Below are 18,369 nucleotides of genomic sequence, written 5' to 3'. Positions count from 1 at the left end.
GAGAAATTAAAATCAGACTATTCATTACTCCAATCCTCGGACTTAAGGGTAGAGGCCGCTCTCAAACTGTCAACTGTCAACTGTCAACTGTCAACTGTTCAACGACATACTTAAATCAAGCCTGAAAATATCTAAAATTGATTGTGCTTTGTGAAGCACTGAACCTGCAAGGAGCAACCAGTTGTATTGTAGAGTCAGGGGAAATCAGACAAGTTCAGCAACAGCGGCAACAAGTAACATGAAGCGGGGTGAAGTTTTTTGTAAAATTAAGCCAAAATATAACTAGAGTTCCTTCCCTGCTTCCCGACTGAAATGGATATTGCAAAACTAGATAGTTGGTATTCTCAATCTCAGCGCCGCGCCGCTGTTTCCCTGTTGATGAAACGAGTAGGCGTCACTCGCACTAGGGCTGAATGCTTTGTCAGGCTTTGGATTTACTTATCAGTGAAACAGCTTCAGGAAAGCCAGCCCCGCGTCAAACCGCCGCTGACTAAACTGGAATTACCAGCCACAGAAGTGCAGTGCACTCACCGGGAAGCAGCAGAACTATTTTACTCGGATTCCGATCGCGGGAGCGATCGCGCCGCCGGCATGATGTTAGATAAACTAGAAGCACTCGGATTGATCGAAAAACACTTTGACGGAAACGCTACAGCAATTCAAATTCAACCCATCCCAGAAATTTTAGATCCGCCGAAGCCCGAAAATTCAGTCAAACTCAAATTAGATGATTTTAACCCTCGGTGCGATGCAATTCCCGTCGCTAATTTACTAGCAAGCTATTATAACTGGATGAACCGCAGTACGAACGCAGTTCCACAAAAGATTGCTAAAGTTATTCGGCTTTCGGCTGCTCAATATTCAAAAGGAATGCGAGTTTTGCGTCGCTGTGACAATCTCAATCCAGTCGGATTTTATTTACTTTATCCCACCGCTAGCGAATCGGATGTTAATTTTTTTAGTGCTCCCAGCAAAAGCCTGCATTTAAGTTCTGTTTCTGATATCGATCCTTTCAAGATGGCGCTACCAGGAGATCGGAATTGCCAGTCAGTGTTTGTCCGCTGTTGGGTAATCGATCCGAAATATTTAGAAGAATACCGAATTACTTTGATTGAGGATGTACAAAAAATTTTAGTAGAAATCCAAACAGATTTTCCCAATCTTTGCGACTTGTACACGTTAATTATTCACCCCAGCTATGAAAAAATGTCCTATGCTTTGGGGTTTCAAAAGACTAACAGTGATGCTCAGTTATCTCTTTATTGGATGTATTTAGCGTTGGATAGATTTTTGGCGCTGGATATCAAGGAAGCACTAAAAAATTTGTAAGTCAGAAACCCCGTTTGAGTCGGCGGTTGAAACCGCGCCTACACAAACAATGTCCGCCTCCGCGGACTCAAGAAGATCGCCTAATTTCAACCGCCTTTGCCTTCAACCCGCGGAGGCGGGTTTTGTCTGTATAGACGCGGTTTCAACCGCCGTGTCTTCGTAGTTTACAATACCTCGCAACCGCCTTTGTCTTCAACCCGCGGAGGCGGGTTTTGTCTGTATAGACGCGGTTTCAACCGCCGTGTCTTCGTAGTTTACAAAACCTCGCGACCGAGATAAGATTGGAGAACTTCCGGCACTTTTACCGTCCCATCCGGCTGCTGGTAATTCTCCAAAATAGCCGCCATTGTCCGCCCCACAGCTAAACCGGAACCGTTAAGCGCGTGCACGAATTGAGTACCTTTTTTCCCCGCTTCTTTAAACCGAATATTTGCCCGCCGCGCCTGAAAATCTGCGACATTGGAACAACTCGAAATCTCGCGGTATTTGCCCGCAGAAGGCAGCCACACCTCTAAATCGTAGGTTTTTGCCGCCGCGAAACCTAAGTCGCCGGTACAAAGCTCGATCGCCCGATAAGGCAATTTCAGCGCCTGCAAAACACCCTCAGCATCCTGCACGAGCTTTTCGTGCTCGGCTTCAGAGGTACTCGGATGCACCAGTTTTACCAATTCCACCTTATTAAATTGGTGCAACCGAATCAATCCCCGCGTATCTTTGCCGTAACTTCCCGCTTCCCGGCGAAAACAAGGAGTGAAAGAACAGTGATAAACTGGCAACTGTTCTGCTGTCAAGATTTCACCTCGGTACAAATTCACCACCGGAACTTCAGAAGTAGGAATTAACCATAAATCGTCTTGATCGCACTTAAAACTTTCTTCAGCAAATTTCGGCAATTGACCTGTAGCAGTGAGGGATTCGGTATTAACTAAAAGTGGGGGAATTACTTCTATATAACCAGCTTTGGTATGGCGATCGAGCATGAATTGAATAATCGCTCTTTCCAGGGCTGCACCTGCGCCAACTAACGTGACAAAGCGGGGACTAGCGATTTTTACTGCCCGTTCAAAGTTGATAATTCCTAATTTTTCGCCGATTTCCCAGTGGGGCAAAATCTCGGGATTTTGGGGAATGTATTCGTCTCCCCAGCGCCGGATTTCGATGTTTTCATCTTCATTTTTGCCTAACGGAGTTGACTTACCGGGCAAGTTCGGCAATGGTAACAATAGAGCTTCTATTTGAGCTTTTAAGTCTTTTTCCTGTGCTTGCAATTCGTTCGACTGCGTGCCGACTTCGTTACCTTCGGCTTGCAGAGTCTGAATTTCGGGAGATTCGAGGGGTAAACCCGATTTTCTTTTTTGCCCGATGAGTTTGGCTATTTCGTTGCTGCGGGCTTGCAGTTGCGATCGCTTACCTTCCAACTCCCGCTGCTGTTTGTCTAGTTGCAGAATTGGCTCGATTTCGTGATTGCCTCCGCGAGTGTTGAGGCCCTCTTGTACGGCTTGCGGATTTTCTCGGATTAATTTGAGGTCTAGCACGGATTTATTTTAAATAATATAGGACTTGCCGATCGCCAACCCGATTTCTGGAAAAATATCGGCTTTCGCGAGCATAAATCTACGAATCTACAGGCTTTCTGAGGATTTTTGCGTCAGTCCTATCTTAGGTTAACAGCGACAATGCGATCGGACATACAAGCTTTGGCAATCATTTAGCACCTCAAATATAATTTATTCTCATCGAAAAAACTGCGTTGGTGTCACCCATGATGGGTGACACCCCACAAAAGGATGCTATACTAACCACATTAGTAGATGCACCCTGATAATTTTCTCCCCTAACCAGCGATGTTTAGGGGCTTTTTGTTTTTTGGGCGACATGAAAGTTAGGGCCCAGATGAAAGTTAAGATAGGACGTACGGTTGAAACCGCACGCCAAACAAACGATGTCCGCCGGACGCCGACTAAAGAGAATAACGTAATTTCAATCGCTGTGTCTTTTATCTTCAACCCGCGGAGGCGGGTTTCGCTTGTATAGGCGCGGTTTCAACCGCCGTGTCTTTTATCTTCAACCCGCGGAGGCGGGTTTCGCTTGTATAGACGCGGTTTCAACCGCGCCCGTCTTCTTATCTATCAAATCTAAATAAAAATGCGATCGACAAATCACCTATTCTGTTTCCTAGAAATATTTTCCAGCGAAGGCGGGATTCAATCCTACATTCAAGACATCCTGAAAGCTTATTTGTCACTAACCGCAGCCAACAACCTTCCGCCACAAGCAGAAATTTTGCTGTTGCGAGATGGGCCAGATTGTCACAATCCCTTCGAGTCCAAAAATCTCAAATTCTCTTACCTAAAAACTGATCCCGCTTGGCTTGGCCGTTTTAAGTTTGCCACCAAATTGCTAACCTGCTTGGTGCAAAAACGACCTCAACGGGTTTTCTGCGGTCACATCAAACTTGCACCGCTCATTAAAACATTATGCCAGCCGCTGGGAATTCCCTACACGATTTTAACTTACGGCAAGGAAGTTTGGGAAACACTTCCGCTAAAATATCAAATAGCAATGAGACAAGCCGATCGCATTTGGACGATTAGCAGGTACACGCGCGATCGCACTTGCGAACTCAACAACTTAAATCCCGAGAAATTCCAAATAGTGCCTTGTACTGTAGATGAAAAACTATTTACTATCGGTCCCAAACCGCTGCATTTATTAGAAAAGTACGATCTGACTGGTGCTAAAATATTGATGACTGTAGCCCGATTGCGATCGACCGATAGTTACAAAGGCGTCGATGTCACAATTCAAGCTTTGCCGGAAATTGCCAAAAGTTTTCCCAATGTGAAATACTTGGTTATTGGACGCGGGGACGATCGCCCTAGATTAGCAAAACTCGCCACCGATTTGGGAGTTGCCGAAAGAGTTATATTTGCGGGTTTTGTACCGACAGCAGATTTAGCAGCACATTATCAGTTAGCCGATGCTTATGTAATGCCCTCCCAGGAAGGCTTCGGTATAGTGTATTTGGAAGCTTTAGCTTGCGGAATACCAGTGCTCGCCGGGGACGCGGACGGATCTGCCGATCCGCTGCAAGATGGTAAACTGGGATGGCGAGTTCCTCACCGAGATCCGGCAGCAGTAGCGGTTGCTTGTGTGGAAATGCTGCGAGGAAAAGATAAAAAGTGCGATCGGCATTGGTTGAGGGAACAAACCCTCGCAGCGTTCAGTTTTCAATCCCTTTGTCAATCTCTAATTGGGATTTTTCAGATAGATCGCCCAGATTAATTTATGACGTAGAGGGCAGTTTCTCAATGTATAATAGGAAAATTAGCTCAAACACTATCTAAATTTATTAGTACAATTTGATTCCCGTACAGTAACTGTCAACTGTCAACTGTCAACTGTCAACTGATAGAGTTATGCCTACCTGAAAAGACACCAAAGGAGACCACCGTGAACCAAGGCACCCCCAAAATCTCTTTAAACCTACCCCGTATTAGCAATTGGCTGATATTGCTGGGCATCGCCTGCGTGTTGGTGTCAATTGGTTTGGGTTGGGTAGTTAAATCATTTTTGATTGTAGTAGGTTTGTTGCTGCTGACACCTGTGGTAGGATTTTTCGCGCTTCAGTGGTGGCTGAAACGCAATTTAATTGAAGACAAGTGTCCTGTTTGTCAGTACGAATTCACAGCTTTAAATCAAACTCAGTTTCAGTGTGCTAATTGTGGCGAACCTTTGAAAATAGAGGAAGGTCATTTTAGCCGTTTGACTCCGCCCGGTACGATCGATGTTACCGCCGTTGAAGTATCATCTGTTCAACAGTTAGAAGATTAATTGGGAATTGGGCATGGGGCATGGAGCATAGGGCATAGGGCATGAGTTAGTTGTTGGTTATTTTTGTTTGTTGTTACTTGTTACTTGTTATTTGTTATTTGTTACTTGTTGGTTGTAATAACCAATTCTTGATGCCCAATGCCCAATGCCCAATGCCCAATGCCCAATGCCCGATTCCCAAAATTATTTTTCCAATCGCACTGCATACCACTGCAAAAACTTTCCAGGCCCGACATCTAATTCACAATAAGTATCAATTAAATACTTAGCTTGAGCTTCCACCGAAGGAAATTTTACCACATCAGCCGGCAAATCTTCGTGTTCCTGGGATAAGACCGCTTTCAGCTTTTCTAATAGTTCCACCGCCGTCAAAAACTGCTCCGGCTGGTTTGTTTCTAATACCACAAAGGTGTCTTCGTCATACAGTGACATAGTTTTAAAGGTTGAGGTTAATTATTTCTAAAGTTTCCAGCAGTTAAGCTAGCCAAAGTATAAACTCTTAATTACAATTTCTGGGGCCCGGGCTCGAACGTGTTAAAATAGAACAACATCAGAATTCCTACCGGATTACCGTTATTAACTTAGTTCTTAACCGGGTTGTCAACAGATCCGCCACAGCATTTCTGAGGAAATTTGTCAAGTGCAAATTTGTCAACTGTCCAATTGTCAAGAAATATTCGATCGACCTTTATCTAATTATAACTGGCACTATACATTCCCATGATCACATCCACCACTTCAACCCCTACGGCGCGCAAGCCCTCGAAATCAGAAGGTTTGAAAGAACGCAGCAACTATTTACGAGAACCCGTTGCGACTGAACTGTTACAAGAAACAACCCACTTCACCGAAGACGGGATTCAGATTCTCAAATTTCACGGCTCGTACCAGCAAGACAACCGCGACAATCGAATTAAAGGACAAGAAAAAGACTATCAGTTCATGCTCCGTACCCGCAATCCCGGCGGGTTAGTTCCACCCCAGCTCTTCTTGGCGTTAGACAAGCTATCAGAAGAATACGGCAACCACACGCTGCGCGTCACAACCCGCCAAGGTTTCCAAATTCACGGCGTGCTGAAAAAAAATCTTAAAGCAGTGTTTTCCTCAATTATTAAAAATATGGGGTCAACCTTGGGAGCTTGCGGCGACTTGAACCGCAACGTCATGGCACCGCCAGCACCTTACAAAAATCGCCCAGAATACCAGTATGCTTTGCAATACGCCAACAATGTCGCCGATTTGCTGACACCGCAAACCGGTGCTTATTACGAAATTTGGCTCGATGGCGAAAAGGCTATTTCCGCTGAGGAAGACCCCGCAGTTAAGGCCGCCAGACAGCAAAACGCGAACGGCACAATCTTTAGCGACGACAAGGAAGAGCCGATTTACGGCGAGCATTATATGCCGCGCAAGTTCAAGTGTTCTGTTACTGTACCGGGAGACAATTCAATAGACTTGTACTCTCAGGATTTGAGCTTGGTGGTAATTACCAATGAAGCTGGCGAGTTGCAAGGTTTTGACGTGTTTGCCGGCGGCGGTTTGGGGCGCACTCACAACAAAGAAGAAACTTTTGCTCGCGTTGCGGACGAGATTTGCTATGTTGCCAAGGATGATGTTTACAATTTGGTCAAGGCAATTGTAGCAACCCAAAGAGATTTTGGCGATCGCACAGACAGACGACACGCCCGACTCAAATACCTGATTAACGACAAAGGCGTCAAGTGGTTCCAAGAAAAAGTAGCCGAATATTTTGGCAAACCGCTAGAAGCGTTTAAACCTCTGCCTGAGTGGAAGTATTTTGATTTCTTGGGCTGGCACGAACAAGGCGACGGCAAACTGTTTGTCGGCATTTCCGTAGAAAACGGTCGGATTAAGGATGAAGGCTCGTTTCAGCTAAAAACGGCTTTGCGGGAAATCGTGCAGAAGTACAATTTGCCTCTGCTGGTGACACCGCACCAAAACGTGACGATTTACGATATTTCGCCGGATATCAAATCAGAAATTCAGGGAATACTCGATCGCCGCGGCATTCAAGCGGAAACTGCGATCGACCCCTTAGTACGTTATTCTATGGCTTGTCCGGCATTTCCCACGTGCGGGCTAGCGATTACCGAGTCCGAGCGCGCGATTCCCGGCATTTTAGAGCGGATTCGGGCGATTTTGACCAAAGTTGGCTTACCAGACGAGCATTTTGTAGTGCGGATGACTGGCTGCCCCAATGGATGCGCTCGCCCTTATATGGCAGAATTGGGATTTGTTGGGAGTTTCCCGGAATCTTACCAGATTTGGCTGGGCGGTTCTCCCTCACAAACCCGGCTGGCAAAACCCATTGAGGAAAAGCTGCACGTCAATGATTTTGAAGCTTTTTTCGAGCCAATTTTTGTTTATTTCAAGCAAAAACGGCAACAAAGCGAGAGTTTTGGCGATTTTTGCGATCGCGTTGGGTTAGAATCTATCCGTCAATTTGTAACCAATCACCAATCTGCTGACTCGATGACAACTGAGATTAATGATTTAGATGTTACGTCTAGTAACGGCGATGAAAACGAGACAGCCACTGCTGGCGGTGGTAAAGTCCGCCGTCGCATCAGCGTCCGCGATGAAATCTACAACGAGCTCAAGGAAGAAGCAGCCCGTCAGGGCAAGCCTATCACGCAGCTAGCTACAGAGGCAATTTCCACTTATTTGAAGAAGATTAAGGAGGAAGGATAAGCCGATTTTCGATTGTCAATTTTCGATCGCATCAGATAAAGTTCAGACCAAAGTAACATAAGGGCAGAGCATTTGCAGAAAAAACCTTGAATTTGTCAAATAATTCCGGTTGTAAATGCTTTGCCTTTATTGTTTCTGAACAGTTTTTTTTTAGATAAAAACGGCGATTGAAATCGCTTCTATACAAACAATGTCGGCCTCCGCCGACTAAGAAATAAGTCGGGTAAATAGTCTATAGCCCTTCTCAGATAGGTGAGGTATGTTGTTGGGCTTCAGCCCTCTTATGGTGATTATATAGTAAGCGAGATCGCATCAAAAACTCCAATTACAGTAATACCTCATCTTTCTGAGAAGTCCTATATCTCTTCTCTTCCTCTCTTCCTCTGTGTTCTCTGCGGCCTCTGCGGTTAAATAAAAAAATCTAATACAAAGCGAGCAATCCAAAATCTCATGGCTCAATTACAAAGATTAGCAGTTACCGCAGCCCAAATTAGTGCTAACAAAATCGACTTAACAAAAGAACAACAGCATTATTTAAATCGCGTGTTGCGGTTGCAAGCGGGCGATCGATTTATAGCAATGGACGGCTGCGGACATTGGTGGTCAGCAATTCTAGAAGTGCAGGAAACCGGGTTATTTGCCTCGATAAAAGAGGAGATTGCGGTTAACAGGGAGCTTCCCGTCGCAGTAACTTTGATCGCCGCTTTGCCCAAGGGAAACGGCTTTGATGAGGTTGTCCGACAGGCCGCGGAGTTGGGAGTGGCAAGTATTGTACCCGTGACGAGCGATCGCACTTTGCTCAAACCAAGTACGCAAAAAGTCGATCGCTGGAGAAGAATTGCTGCGGAGGCGGCGGAACAGTCGGAACGTCAAATTGTGCCGACGGTTTATGAGCCTCTTTCCTTTGATTTGGCGGTAAAAGATTGCTGTCAAAAATATCGATATATTTGTGTGGCTCGCGGGGATAATCGACATTTGTGGGATTGTTTGATTGGTTTAGAACCCCCCCAGCCCCCCTTGCTAAGGGGGGAGCAAGATGGGGAAGATCCCCCCCAGCCCCCCTTAATAAGGGGGGAGCAAGATTATCGGGGAGAATTATCGATCGCGATTGCTATTGGCCCGGAGGGCGGCTGGACTGATGGAGAAGTGGAAAGGGCGATCGAGTTTGGTTTTGAACCTGTTTCTTTGGGTAGGAGAATCTTGAGGGCGGTAACAGCACCAATGGTGGCTTTATCCTTGGTAGGAGCCGCTTTTGAAAAGTACCCATCCCAAAAAATATCTCCCTGAAGTGCTAGATATGGTAAACGAAGCTAAAATGTCAATGAGTCATTAGGCATAAAACTAAAATGTTAAAATCAGTAAAGGGTATATATCGAGACGGCAAAGTTGTGTTATTAGAAACTCCGGGCGACTTAACTGAAGGGAAAGTTATCGTTACTTTTCTGGCAGAATCAGGATTAGTAGAGCTGCAATCTCTCGGTATCGATCGGCAACAAGCAGGAGATTTACGGGTAAGGTTGAGCAGGTTTGCAGAGGATTGGGAACGACCTGAAATGGATGCTTACGATGCTTTATAGGCGAGGTGATGTAGTGCTGGCTTTGTTTCCCAACGCTGATTTGCGGACTGCGAAACGCCGTCCAGTTTTGATAGTTCAAGCGGACAATCTGGGCACTGGTTTAGGACAAACTATTACAGCGATGATTACTAGCAATTTAGCCCGCGCAGGACACCCAAGCCGGGTTTTTGTTTCCCTAGCAACACCGGAGGGCCAGCAAACACGATTGTTAGCTGATTCCGTAATCATGACAGACAATCTGGTGACGCTTCTAGAAGTTGAAATCGATCGCAAAATTGGTACTTGGTCAAATATGGCGAGAGTAGATGCAGCTATCAAATATACTTTGGCAATCCCATCGACAGGGCGAACAGCCAAATATCAAAAAAAGTTTTAAATTTATTATATCAAATCTGTCTTGTGTTAAGAGAATTCGTAAAATAGGTGTTTAAGGGCAATGAAAAGAAATTTAAGGAAAAGCCGATCGCTCTTTTGGTCAATCGCGCTTTTGACAATGTTAGCTACAACATCAGTTTTCGCACAATCTGAGCACTCTGCGATCGCTCAACAGATTAATTGCGATCGCCCCCAAGGAGATGCACAAGTCAGATCTTGTATTAGGTTAAGGTACGAAGCCTCGGATAAACGGCTGAACGAGGTTTACAAGCAACTGGCTGCTAAATTGAGCAAGGAAGAGAAAGCCCTACTTGCGGAAGCTCAGTTAGGCTGGATCAAAGTGCGAGATAATAGCTGCGAATTTGAAGTGTATAGAAATCGCGGTGGTAGCGGGTTTCAAGGCTTTCTGAATGAGTGTTTGGAACGAGCTACTAAACAGCGCACAGCCGAATTAGAGAAATATTTACAGAGATAAACAATGATGAAAATGCGATCGCCCTTAAGCTTCACAATCAACTTACTAATTTTTAGTGTAGCTTCCCTCCCAATCTTAGCACAATCCACACCGACCATTCAAAGCATCCCCAATGGCGACTACTTTTACGGACAAACAAGCAAAACAAATCAGCCCGGTAAAGAGTACATATTCTTAAGGAAATCCAAGAAGACTGTCACAGGATTTGGCTACCAAAGAAATACAAGTTATCGTTACTGTTTTCGAGGTAATGTCAATAAAAACACTATGATCCATCCCACCGTGATTGAGTTCACGGACGGCCCCGCAGGACATAAACTTTATCAGATTAAATCTATAGATTTAAATAGTTTTCAGAGACTCAATGGTTCAGACACTCAGGTAAATGGCAGACAAAGGCTGACAGAATGTATCAAGTTATTCGAGAAAAATAAGAAAATTTAGAATCCAACAAAACCTCGATCGTAACAAAGATTAATTTTCCGACATCTGCGTTAACTTGCGTGCATCTACGGTTCAAAGAAAATCAAAAAACGGGAGTATAATTCATGAAAATGCGATCGCCCACAATCACCGCCATTATCTCAGCAGTCTTAGCCACCGCCAGCATCCCAGCAGTTTTCGCCCAGCGACAGCCATCAACCACCGAAATCAACATCGATAAAAATTGTCGCCCCAACCAACAACTACCGCAACTTGAAAGATACACTATCTTCTTCAGAAACGAATTCACAACTAACGGTCAAAAATATTGGTTCTACAGCGCCCGCTATCAAGATGGAGGCGTGGTTCTGTGTATATCAAAACCCAATTTTGACCAACCAAAACATTTAAATCAACCCAAAATACAAGCCAATTTTATTGATAAAATAGTCCGAGATACCAAAAACCAAACTGCCTTTATCGTCACAGTCAGAGAAGGAAATGGTCTTGACACACCCATGACAAATTATGGCCTAGATTTCAAAAATGTCGATCGACCAAAACTCACCTCCCTTTCCCTCCTACAGCAACGCGGAACCCTCAAAGACGGCGACCCCAGCCTTCCCAACGGCAGCTTCTACCGCGAACACAGCTTCCAAGGAAGTGCAAATCAATCCATCACCATCGACCTCAAAAGCAGATCCTTCGAGCACTTCATCACCCTCATCGCACCCAGTGACAATAAAATTGTAGATATCAAAGCAGTTCGCGTCAACAAGAGAGAATCCCAAATAACCGTAAAATTGCCCAGTAACGGCACTTACAAAATAGTTGTTCAAGGACTCGATCGCACCAGCAAAGGTTCATACACCTTAAGTATTAATTCCAATCAACTTTAACAAACACCAGCCCAAATATTATATAGCACTTCTCAGGACACATCCGCGTTCATCCGCGGTTATAAAATCTAAATCTTATCCTTGCAAACAGCCGAAAATCACCCACAAACATCAAAGCAAAACTTGTTAATCACTGGCGGAACCAACCAAACATCAGCCAAGATAGAAACACACCCATTCCCCCAACCGCCATGACAGACATCCACGAAATAGCCACCGCCCTCGAAAGCCAAGACTACAAACAAGCCGCCCAACTCATCAAACAACTGCAAAAAGAATCCCCCGAAAATCCTTGGGTACAATACTACATCGGTCGTTACTACGAACTCACCAACAACCCCGACAAAGCCCAAACCACCTACAAACAAATACTCCGCGACATCACCAACCCCAAAATCGTTTCCCAGGCCCGCCAAGGCATTCAACGCATTGAAACGGCACAACAAAACCTCCGCCAACAAGCCATCGAAACTGCCAAAAACGACCCCAGCAGCCTAGAACCCGGACTCCTCATCCTCGAACCAGTGAGTCCCGAAGACAAACCCGCAGCCGTACAAAATATCAGCAGAATCTTCAAAATCGACGCGTACACAACCCGGATGCAAATTCAAAGCCGCGGCTGGAGACTCTACAAAACCGGCCCCATTGCCGAACTCAGAATTTACGGCCAAGAACTTCTCAACGCCGGAATTCCCGTATTTTGGGCAACCCTAGCCGACATTAAAAACATCCAAATTTTCCGAGTCCAACACTTCCAGTCTCTCTCTTCTCCAGCGGTTGTTTGTAAAGATAACCTAAATCGGCTCGGTGCTATAGAATTTAACTGGTCAGAAGTCAGCCAAAGAGTAGAAGGCTTATTACCAATGTTCATGGAAATCATGGACTACTCGCCCAACCGCAGAAACGAGCAATTTCGCCACAAAGAAATCACCCAAGATTACGCTCAAATCTGCGACTTGCACATTCCCAGCCGCAACTGCATTCTGCGAATTTGCGACCAAAGTTACGAATTTAAACAAGGCGTTGACTTCACTCAAAGTTCAGCAACTAGCGTAGCTTCACCGCAGTCAAAAAACCAAAAATCTAGTGTCAAAAAATCCCCACAAATACCTCAAAGTACCACCAGAATTAACTGGAATCATTTGCTAGAAATATTTGACCAACAGCTTGACGTTACAGTTTGGTCGGAATTTACTCCCTTTGCGGAGACAGTTCTCGATTACACGCATATGTTAAGCAAAATCGAATCTCATGTAGAAGTAGAGCGCAAATCCGAAACTCCTTGGGACTCGGCGTTCCAGCTATACAGCGGATTAGCCTTTCTCAGACACCCAGGAAATAGGGAATAAAAAAAGAGTTAAAAATTAAAAATGAGGAATCCCATTTTTAATTTTTCAACCCCAGCATTTGGAATTATCCAATCCCCAATTCCCTATTGCGAATTCTCCATTTCCTACTTGGTTTTCACCTGACGAGCCATTTCCCGGAAATTATTCATGCTTGGGCCTGGGGTGCGACGATTTGCAGTTGGTGTCGGCATTAAATTATTAGGAGCAAAAGTCAGAACAGGTTCAGCTTGACTCGACACTTTGCCGTTAGTTGCAGCAGCAGGTACCTTCGGCACTTCCGAAGTCTTAGCAGCAGCGCTAGCGACTGGTTCTTTTTCTTTCTTAGACTTTTTCTCTACCTTAGCTTTATTCGCCGGTTCAGACTTCTCAGACTTGACAGCCTCAACTTTTGCCGGTGCGGCTGCAACAGGCTCAGCCTTCGCAGGTGCAACCTTCGCAGGTTCTTTATCCGAAGATTCGCCCAAATCTAGGAAATATTCAGACTTTTTCAAGCCCAACAGTCCAGCAAAAAAGCCGAAAATACCGCCGAAGAAATTTTTGATAAAACCAAACATTAGACTTACTCCTTTTGTTTTTTTAGAGAAATTTGTACAAGTTTGTCAACAAAGTTAGATTACGAGCTAAGGCAACCTTTGTCTATATTTCTTAATCAAAATTTACATTTTTTGATTAAAAATGCAGAGCTTCTAGTAATTTTTACTCAGTAATGCCAGTTTTAACTTTGCACTTATTTACGATTATCTCAGAATTTATGACTGATTTGCTATTGGCCAGCGATACCTCAAGCCGATTCGCCATCTGTCCTACTCGGGGTCAAACTCCCTAGGGGAGTAATTTATGCTGTAATCGGCAAGCAATTTTCTTTTCAAATGAACAGTTCGCTCGATCGCAATCCCGTCATTCTCATCCACGGCATCTGGGACACAAAGACTATTTTTGACAAAATGTCCGCCCGCCTCACCCAACTTGGATGGTGTGTCCACAGCCTCAACCTCACCCCCAACGACGGCAGCCTCGGCCTCGACTCCCTAGCCAAGCAACTGGCAGACTACATTTCTGAGACGTTCGATCCAGAACAGGCGATCGACATAGTAGGCTACAGCATGGGAGGCATCGTCAGCCGCTACTACGTCCAGCGACTCGGAGGCATTAACCGAGTCCAGCGTTTCATAACCATATCTTCCCCCCACAAAGGAACCCTCACCGCCTATTCCCTGCGCCTACCAGGATACCTGGATATGCGCCCCGATAGTGGCTTGTTGCGCGATTTGAACCAAGATGCGACTATGCTCAAACGCATAAATTTTACATCAATGTGGACGCCATTTGATGTGATGATTTTACCGTCGCACAGCTCCCAAATGCCAGTAGGTAAAGAAGTTAAACTCAACGTTTTGCTGCACCGCCAAATGGTGACAGATTCTCAAAGTATTAACGCATTAGTTCGAGAACTAGAGGCTCCTATTGTACCCTCTAAATTTACCCAAACAATCTCTAGTAACAATCTCTGATTCCTAGTACATAATCTCCAACTTGAGCGTATTCGCTGCGACCGAAAATTGCTTCTGGATCGCAGTAATATTTAAATTCCAACAAATTTCCAAACGGATCTTCTAGAAAAAAGGTGCGGTGTTCTGTGGGCAAACCTGGAAACCGCCGTCTTGATTCTTGATAAAAATTCAACTGTTTTTGCTGCGCCATTTCTAACAGCGCTTCCCAGTCAGACTCCGAGGTAAAAACTAAGCCGAAGTGTCTGGGATAGATGCCGCGCTGGGGTGTTAGAGGTTCGTGGGTGACGTGGGCGACAATCTGATGGCCGCAGAGATTTAAAATGAGAGAACTGGGTGACTCCCGACCCAATTCGCAGCCGAGCCCGCTGACATAGAATGCTTTGGTTCGATCGATATCGGTTACGGGGAAGGCAAGATGAAATAAGACTTGACTGTTCATAACAATAAGAGACGCTACTAGAGGCTATGCAAAACTCAGAATTCTTTTTTAATTATTTGTCTTGGTCTAATCCTTGGTTGGTGGCGATCGCCCTGAATACATTTTTACTCGCGATCGCCACCCTTGCTCCCAAAAAATTGCTTACTCCGGCTGGACAACTCCACGGTTGGCTGCTGGGTGTTATCATCTGGGGCAGTTTGGGATGGCAAGGCTATGCTGTGGTCATGTTCTACTTTCTGGTCGGATCTGGAGTTACCCGCATTGGCAAAGCCCAAAAAGAAGCTGAAGGTATTGCCGAAAAGCGATCGGGCGCCCGAGGCCCGGAAAATGTCTGGGGTTCGGCTTTAACCGCTGCTATTTGTGCTGTGGCAGTTTTGGCATTATGTATTTTCCGAGACACAGGTTTAGGAGACACAGGCGGTATTTTAGGAGACACAGGCGGTATTTTAGGAGACACAGGCAAGATGCCTGTGCCACAAGATGCTATTTGGCCTGTGTCACAAGATGTGATTTCCTTGTTGTTGCTGGGCTATGCGGCGAGTTTCTGCACCAAACTTTCCGATACCTGCGCTAGCGAAATCGGCAAAGCTTACGGGAAGCATACGTTTTTGATTACTACCTTGCAGCCTGTACCTAGGGGTACGGAAGGGGCGGTAAGTTTGGAAGGAACGATCGCAGGTATTGTCGGATCGATCCTGATTGCTCTTGTGAGTTGGGCTGTGGGTGTAATTGACTTGACAGGAATTGTCTTTTGTGTTGTTGCAGCTTTTATTGCTACGAACATCGAGAGCGTGATTGGTGCGACGGTGCAATCAAAGTTTGAGTGGCTCACGAACGAGGTAGTGAATTTTTTCAATACACTCATCGGAGCGATCGCAGCGATCGTCCTAGCCTCCGCTTGGAGAACTTTTTTAGCCTAGTCCAGCTTGCACGAAATCTCACCCAAGAAACCGGGTTTTGCACGATTATTCAAGGCATTAACGCAATATTTTCGTATAAAACCCGGTTTCTGCGCCCAGAAATATGAGTTATTAATCGTTAGTCATTAGTTTCAAGGAATCAACCAATGACAACTGACAACTGACAACTGACAACTGACAACTGACAACTGACAACTGACAACTGACAACTGACAACTGACTAATCGTCGTCTTTTGGCCCAAAAACCATTTGTACAATCATCGTTGGTTCGCCCCGCTTGTGATAGCGATCGGCCCAATTACGAATAATTTCATCTAATTCCTCAACAGCCTGTTCTAGGCGTTCCGGCGGAACATCCAAAGTTTCCATAACTCGCATGACTTTCGGTTGTTTTTCCGCCCAATCCTTCATCAGTCGGAAATATCTAGCCGTATCCTCCACCATCGTAAACGTGCGCTCTTCCTGTTCTGCGGGAGAGTAAGTAGCGCGGGTGAGGGCATAAAAAGGCATTCCCCAAGGAGAGTCAATTCGAGTCACGGTTCCGGAATAGATCAAGCGGCGCTTGATGTGTTCTGCTAGAGCTTCGCTTAAAGGCATTCGCCTTTCTGCTGACATTTCTTCTTGCGATCGTCTATGTAGAAACTCGATCAACTCCATAAACTGAAAAGAATTGATCAGTTGAGCGTCAGGCGGATTAGGAGGAATCTTGCCTTCGAGATATTTTTTCTCATCCGCCGTCAAGCTGTTTCCCGGAATCCGAGGGCGTCCCGGAACCCAAGGATACTGTTCCAGCCAGACATAAGGAAACTGAATCAAATATCTAGGTTCTTGGGAACCCAACATTTTCAGCAATTTTCCCTTAGTCAGAGCTTCCCGGACTTCCTCGACGATGACTTTCACCCGTTTAGGCTCAATGTGATGCAAGTGTCCGGTCATCCGCAGGTTGTTTTCCTGCTCCATATAGGTCATATAAATGGCACACTTAGCTGCCGTTGCCGCCGCGTCTAAAAACGCTCCGTGCCTGTGTCCGCTGGTTCTCATGGCGCTAAACGCCAGATATAGCATGATCTGATCCATTGCACTGGGGCTCAGGCTTTTGACCAGATCTAAAGAGTCATTTTTCATAAAAACACTAGGTAAGTGGGAAACTCAGAGTATGAAAGACCTGAGAGGAAAACGACCAGGCGATTTCAATCGCCTTGAATCTTTCCATTACCGCCTTGGGGTTGTTCGATCAGGTGTACTTTTGTAATGTACTTTCGATGGGACAATTACCACCTCAAACCTTACAACCCTGTACGCATAATGTTTGCTCCTGATGGAGCCTAAGAAAGCGGGGTAATGTTCGCTTGTCGGTCAATGTTATAAGAGCTTGTGAGGCTTGCAGCACTGACGAGAGTGACTTTAAGACTGTTTAACTACAAGCGACAGAGCGGAAAACTAGCGTCGCATTCAAGGAGTGTCCTGACTCAAATAACGTAGACCTCGAAAGTCTGAGGCCCGTCAGTACAGCTTGCTCGATTACTCTTACAAGCTCAGTGGCGTTGATTCCCTGAGTTACTGACAATCTCCGAAATAGTAAAACTTGGAGGCATCTTTTCATCCTCCATAAAAGAAATATTGCGAGACCGCCGAATCAAGCATAGCCGACAGTCGCCGGAAAGCTTGGCAGCTACCCTAAGATTCAGGCCGGTTAATTTTCCTGAGGTCACTCGGGCCTTGGCTTAAAGGCGATCGACACCGAATAAGTGGTTCTTATTGGCGAATTTAAGTCGAGAGCTGCACCCTCTGCACTCAGGGTGTAGCTATATATTAAGTTAGTTATCGCACGTCAATTATAGTGCAGCGGTTAAAAATTAAACCCCACCTGTGGGGGGAAAACGTAAAGAACTATTGCGATCGGAAGAATTTGAGGCGACTCAGAGAGGGGGAGAATGGGAAAAAGAGAAAGAGCATTTTCAATACAAAACCGCCACCTACGAGAATATATCTCTACGTAGATGGCAGCTCCAGTTTATATTGTGACATTTGTTACAAAAAAAATCTTCTAGGGAGTATCAATAAAAAGTGCAGTGGCCTGACGAACCTGACAAACTATAAATCCCAGAAAATGCGATCGATCGACACGGGCGACCTCGAAACCAGCCTCGAAACCAGAAACAAGTCAGTTGCGGAACTAGCTTTCTGGCAATGCGATCAAAATTATTATAGTGCCTGAGTGTCAGTGTTGACCTGCATCAAATCATACCGTCCGGTGCCTCTGCGGGGAGCGCGATCTCCTCTTTGTTGAGTTTGCGCTGATAACATATATTGAGCGGTAGAAGTTTTTAGCTGTGGGACTGGGGATTCTATGCTTAGAGCGGCGGTAGCACTCAAGCTAAGGCCCAACAGGCTGAGTAAAGCAATTGCAGTGTAGGTGTGCATGGGTAGTATCCGTGTCAGTGTCTAGTTACAGATACGGACTTTTCCCTTGCTAATCAGGATTGATTTCCTTGAATTTGCCAGACTACCCAAAAAAACATGAT

The 18,369-nt window shown here is 45.3% G+C and carries 18 protein-coding genes; 13 read left to right on the top strand and 5 right to left on the bottom strand.

What is annotated here, in order from left to right:
- The first annotated feature begins 312 nt into the window (after positions 1-312).
- Positions 313-1,329 carry a hypothetical protein gene (locus tag JGK07_RS12995; protein WP_293181891.1) on the top strand — a complete coding sequence of 339 codons (1,017 nt, stop codon included), beginning with the start codon at positions 313-315 and terminating at the stop codon, positions 1,327-1,329.
- A gap of 254 nt (positions 1,330-1,583) precedes the next feature.
- On the opposite strand, the gene serS is transcribed toward JGK07_RS12995, so the two are convergent.
- Positions 1,584-2,864 carry a serine--tRNA ligase gene (serS, locus tag JGK07_RS12990; protein WP_293181893.1) on the bottom strand — a complete coding sequence of 427 codons (1,281 nt, stop codon included), beginning with the start codon at positions 2,862-2,864 and terminating at the stop codon, positions 1,584-1,586.
- A 610-nt stretch (positions 2,865-3,474) separates the two neighbouring features.
- On the opposite strand from serS, the gene JGK07_RS12985 reads away from it, so the two are divergent.
- A complete protein-coding gene (locus tag JGK07_RS12985) occupies positions 3,475-4,614 on the top strand; it encodes a glycosyltransferase family 4 protein (protein ID WP_293197409.1) in 1,140 nt (379 codons plus the stop codon).
- 168 nt (positions 4,615-4,782) lie between these two features.
- A complete protein-coding gene (locus JGK07_RS12980) occupies positions 4,783-5,163 on the top strand; it encodes a hypothetical protein (RefSeq protein WP_293153860.1) in 381 nt (126 codons plus the stop codon).
- A 183-nt stretch (positions 5,164-5,346) separates the two neighbouring features.
- Here JGK07_RS12980 and JGK07_RS12975 read toward each other — a convergent pair whose 3' ends face one another.
- The gene (locus JGK07_RS12975) at positions 5,347-5,595 is read right to left on the bottom strand and encodes a chlororespiratory reduction protein 7 (RefSeq protein ID WP_293181897.1); all 249 of its coding nucleotides are present in this window, start codon (positions 5,593-5,595) and stop codon (positions 5,347-5,349) included.
- Between the two features lie 288 nt (positions 5,596-5,883).
- Here JGK07_RS12975 and sir point away from each other — a divergent pair, with 288 nt between their 5' ends.
- The 8 genes from sir to JGK07_RS12935 all read left to right on the top strand — a co-directional run bounded on the left by sir (position 5,884) and on the right by JGK07_RS12935 (position 12,973).
- A complete protein-coding gene (gene sir, locus JGK07_RS12970; protein WP_293224785.1) occupies positions 5,884-7,875 on the top strand; it encodes a sulfite reductase, ferredoxin dependent in 1,992 nt (663 codons plus the stop codon).
- Positions 7,876-8,325: 450 nt separating this feature from the next.
- Complete coding sequence (locus JGK07_RS12965) at positions 8,326-9,162, top strand: 16S rRNA (uracil(1498)-N(3))-methyltransferase (protein ID WP_293207487.1); 837 nt, start codon at positions 8,326-8,328, stop codon at positions 9,160-9,162.
- A 59-nt stretch (positions 9,163-9,221) separates the two neighbouring features.
- A complete protein-coding gene (locus tag JGK07_RS12960) occupies positions 9,222-9,452 on the top strand; it encodes a hypothetical protein (RefSeq protein ID WP_293181902.1) in 231 nt (76 codons plus the stop codon).
- Positions 9,442-9,828: a type II toxin-antitoxin system PemK/MazF family toxin gene (locus JGK07_RS12955; RefSeq protein WP_293181904.1), complete on the top strand. Its 387-nt coding sequence runs from the start codon at positions 9,442-9,444 to the stop codon at positions 9,826-9,828. Before JGK07_RS12960 ends, JGK07_RS12955 begins: the two co-directional genes overlap by 11 nt.
- Before the next feature lie 117 nt (positions 9,829-9,945).
- A complete protein-coding gene (locus JGK07_RS12950; RefSeq protein WP_293181906.1) occupies positions 9,946-10,302 on the top strand; it encodes a lysozyme inhibitor LprI family protein in 357 nt (118 codons plus the stop codon).
- A gap of 3 nt (positions 10,303-10,305) precedes the next feature.
- Positions 10,306-10,746: a hypothetical protein gene (locus tag JGK07_RS12945; RefSeq protein ID WP_293181908.1), complete on the top strand. Its 441-nt coding sequence runs from the start codon at positions 10,306-10,308 to the stop codon at positions 10,744-10,746.
- A gap of 104 nt (positions 10,747-10,850) precedes the next feature.
- Positions 10,851-11,624, top strand: coding sequence for a PPC domain-containing protein (locus tag JGK07_RS12940; RefSeq protein WP_293181910.1), 774 nt, complete (start codon positions 10,851-10,853; stop codon positions 11,622-11,624).
- Between the two features lie 191 nt (positions 11,625-11,815).
- A complete protein-coding gene (locus JGK07_RS12935; RefSeq protein WP_293224787.1) occupies positions 11,816-12,973 on the top strand; it encodes a tetratricopeptide repeat protein in 1,158 nt (385 codons plus the stop codon).
- A 104-nt stretch (positions 12,974-13,077) separates the two neighbouring features.
- Here JGK07_RS12935 and JGK07_RS12930 read toward each other — a convergent pair whose 3' ends face one another.
- Positions 13,078-13,527, bottom strand: a complete 450-nt coding sequence (locus JGK07_RS12930; protein WP_293181914.1) for a hypothetical protein — start codon at positions 13,525-13,527, stop codon at positions 13,078-13,080.
- 315 nt (positions 13,528-13,842) lie between these two features.
- On the opposite strand from JGK07_RS12930, the gene JGK07_RS12925 reads away from it, so the two are divergent.
- Complete coding sequence (locus JGK07_RS12925; protein ID WP_293181916.1) at positions 13,843-14,484, top strand: alpha/beta fold hydrolase; 642 nt, start codon at positions 13,843-13,845, stop codon at positions 14,482-14,484.
- Here the strand turns inward: JGK07_RS12925 and JGK07_RS12920 are convergent.
- Positions 14,468-14,923: a VOC family protein gene (locus tag JGK07_RS12920; RefSeq protein ID WP_293181918.1), complete on the bottom strand. Its 456-nt coding sequence runs from the start codon at positions 14,921-14,923 to the stop codon at positions 14,468-14,470. The genes JGK07_RS12925 and JGK07_RS12920 overlap by 17 nt on opposite strands.
- A 26-nt stretch (positions 14,924-14,949) precedes the next feature.
- Between JGK07_RS12920 and JGK07_RS12915 the strand changes: the two genes are divergently transcribed.
- Complete coding sequence (locus JGK07_RS12915) at positions 14,950-15,843, top strand: TIGR00297 family protein (protein WP_293181920.1); 894 nt, start codon at positions 14,950-14,952, stop codon at positions 15,841-15,843.
- Between the two features lie 220 nt (positions 15,844-16,063).
- On the opposite strand, the gene hetR is transcribed toward JGK07_RS12915, so the two are convergent.
- Positions 16,064-16,969, bottom strand: coding sequence for a heterocyst differentiation master regulator HetR (hetR, locus tag JGK07_RS12910; protein ID WP_293181922.1), 906 nt, complete (start codon positions 16,967-16,969; stop codon positions 16,064-16,066).
- Positions 16,970-18,369 lie beyond the last annotated feature (1,400 nt).

It is taken from the genome of Microcoleus sp. PH2017_24_DOB_U_A (genome assembly GCF_020738205.1).
In the GTDB taxonomy this organism is placed as follows: domain Bacteria; phylum Cyanobacteriota; class Cyanobacteriia; order Cyanobacteriales; family Microcoleaceae; genus Microcoleus.
The sequence above is the reverse complement of the archived record's forward strand: the minus strand, read 5'-3'. Positions and strand labels throughout refer to the sequence as shown.

Excerpts from the sequence above, each read along its gene's own strand:
- JGK07_RS12930 (WP_293181914.1), bottom strand. The coding sequence starts at position 13,527 with ATGTTTGGTTTTATCAAAAATTTCTTCGGCGGTATTTTCGGCTTTTTT.
- JGK07_RS12995 (WP_293181891.1), top strand. The coding sequence starts at position 313 with ATGGATATTGCAAAACTAGATAGTTGGTATTCTCAATCTCAGCGCCGC.
- JGK07_RS12920 (WP_293181918.1), bottom strand. The coding sequence starts at position 14,923 with ATGAACAGTCAAGTCTTATTTCATCTTGCCTTCCCCGTAACCGATATC.
- hetR (WP_293181922.1), bottom strand. The coding sequence starts at position 16,969 with ATGAAAAATGACTCTTTAGATCTGGTCAAAAGCCTGAGCCCCAGTGCA.
- sir (WP_293224785.1), top strand. The coding sequence starts at position 5,884 with ATGATCACATCCACCACTTCAACCCCTACGGCGCGCAAGCCCTCGAAA.
- JGK07_RS12945 (WP_293181908.1), top strand. The coding sequence starts at position 10,306 with ATGATGAAAATGCGATCGCCCTTAAGCTTCACAATCAACTTACTAATT.
- JGK07_RS12940 (WP_293181910.1), top strand. The coding sequence starts at position 10,851 with ATGAAAATGCGATCGCCCACAATCACCGCCATTATCTCAGCAGTCTTA.
- JGK07_RS12985 (WP_293197409.1), top strand. The coding sequence starts at position 3,475 with ATGCGATCGACAAATCACCTATTCTGTTTCCTAGAAATATTTTCCAGC.
- JGK07_RS12915 (WP_293181920.1), top strand. The coding sequence starts at position 14,950 with ATGCAAAACTCAGAATTCTTTTTTAATTATTTGTCTTGGTCTAATCCT.
- JGK07_RS12960 (WP_293181902.1), top strand. The coding sequence starts at position 9,222 with ATGTTAAAATCAGTAAAGGGTATATATCGAGACGGCAAAGTTGTGTTA.
- JGK07_RS12955 (WP_293181904.1), top strand. The coding sequence starts at position 9,442 with ATGCTTTATAGGCGAGGTGATGTAGTGCTGGCTTTGTTTCCCAACGCT.
- JGK07_RS12975 (WP_293181897.1), bottom strand. The coding sequence starts at position 5,595 with ATGTCACTGTATGACGAAGACACCTTTGTGGTATTAGAAACAAACCAG.
- JGK07_RS12950 (WP_293181906.1), top strand. The coding sequence starts at position 9,946 with ATGTTAGCTACAACATCAGTTTTCGCACAATCTGAGCACTCTGCGATC.
- JGK07_RS12925 (WP_293181916.1), top strand. The coding sequence starts at position 13,843 with ATGAACAGTTCGCTCGATCGCAATCCCGTCATTCTCATCCACGGCATC.
- JGK07_RS12965 (WP_293207487.1), top strand. The coding sequence starts at position 8,326 with ATGGCTCAATTACAAAGATTAGCAGTTACCGCAGCCCAAATTAGTGCT.
- JGK07_RS12935 (WP_293224787.1), top strand. The coding sequence starts at position 11,816 with ATGACAGACATCCACGAAATAGCCACCGCCCTCGAAAGCCAAGACTAC.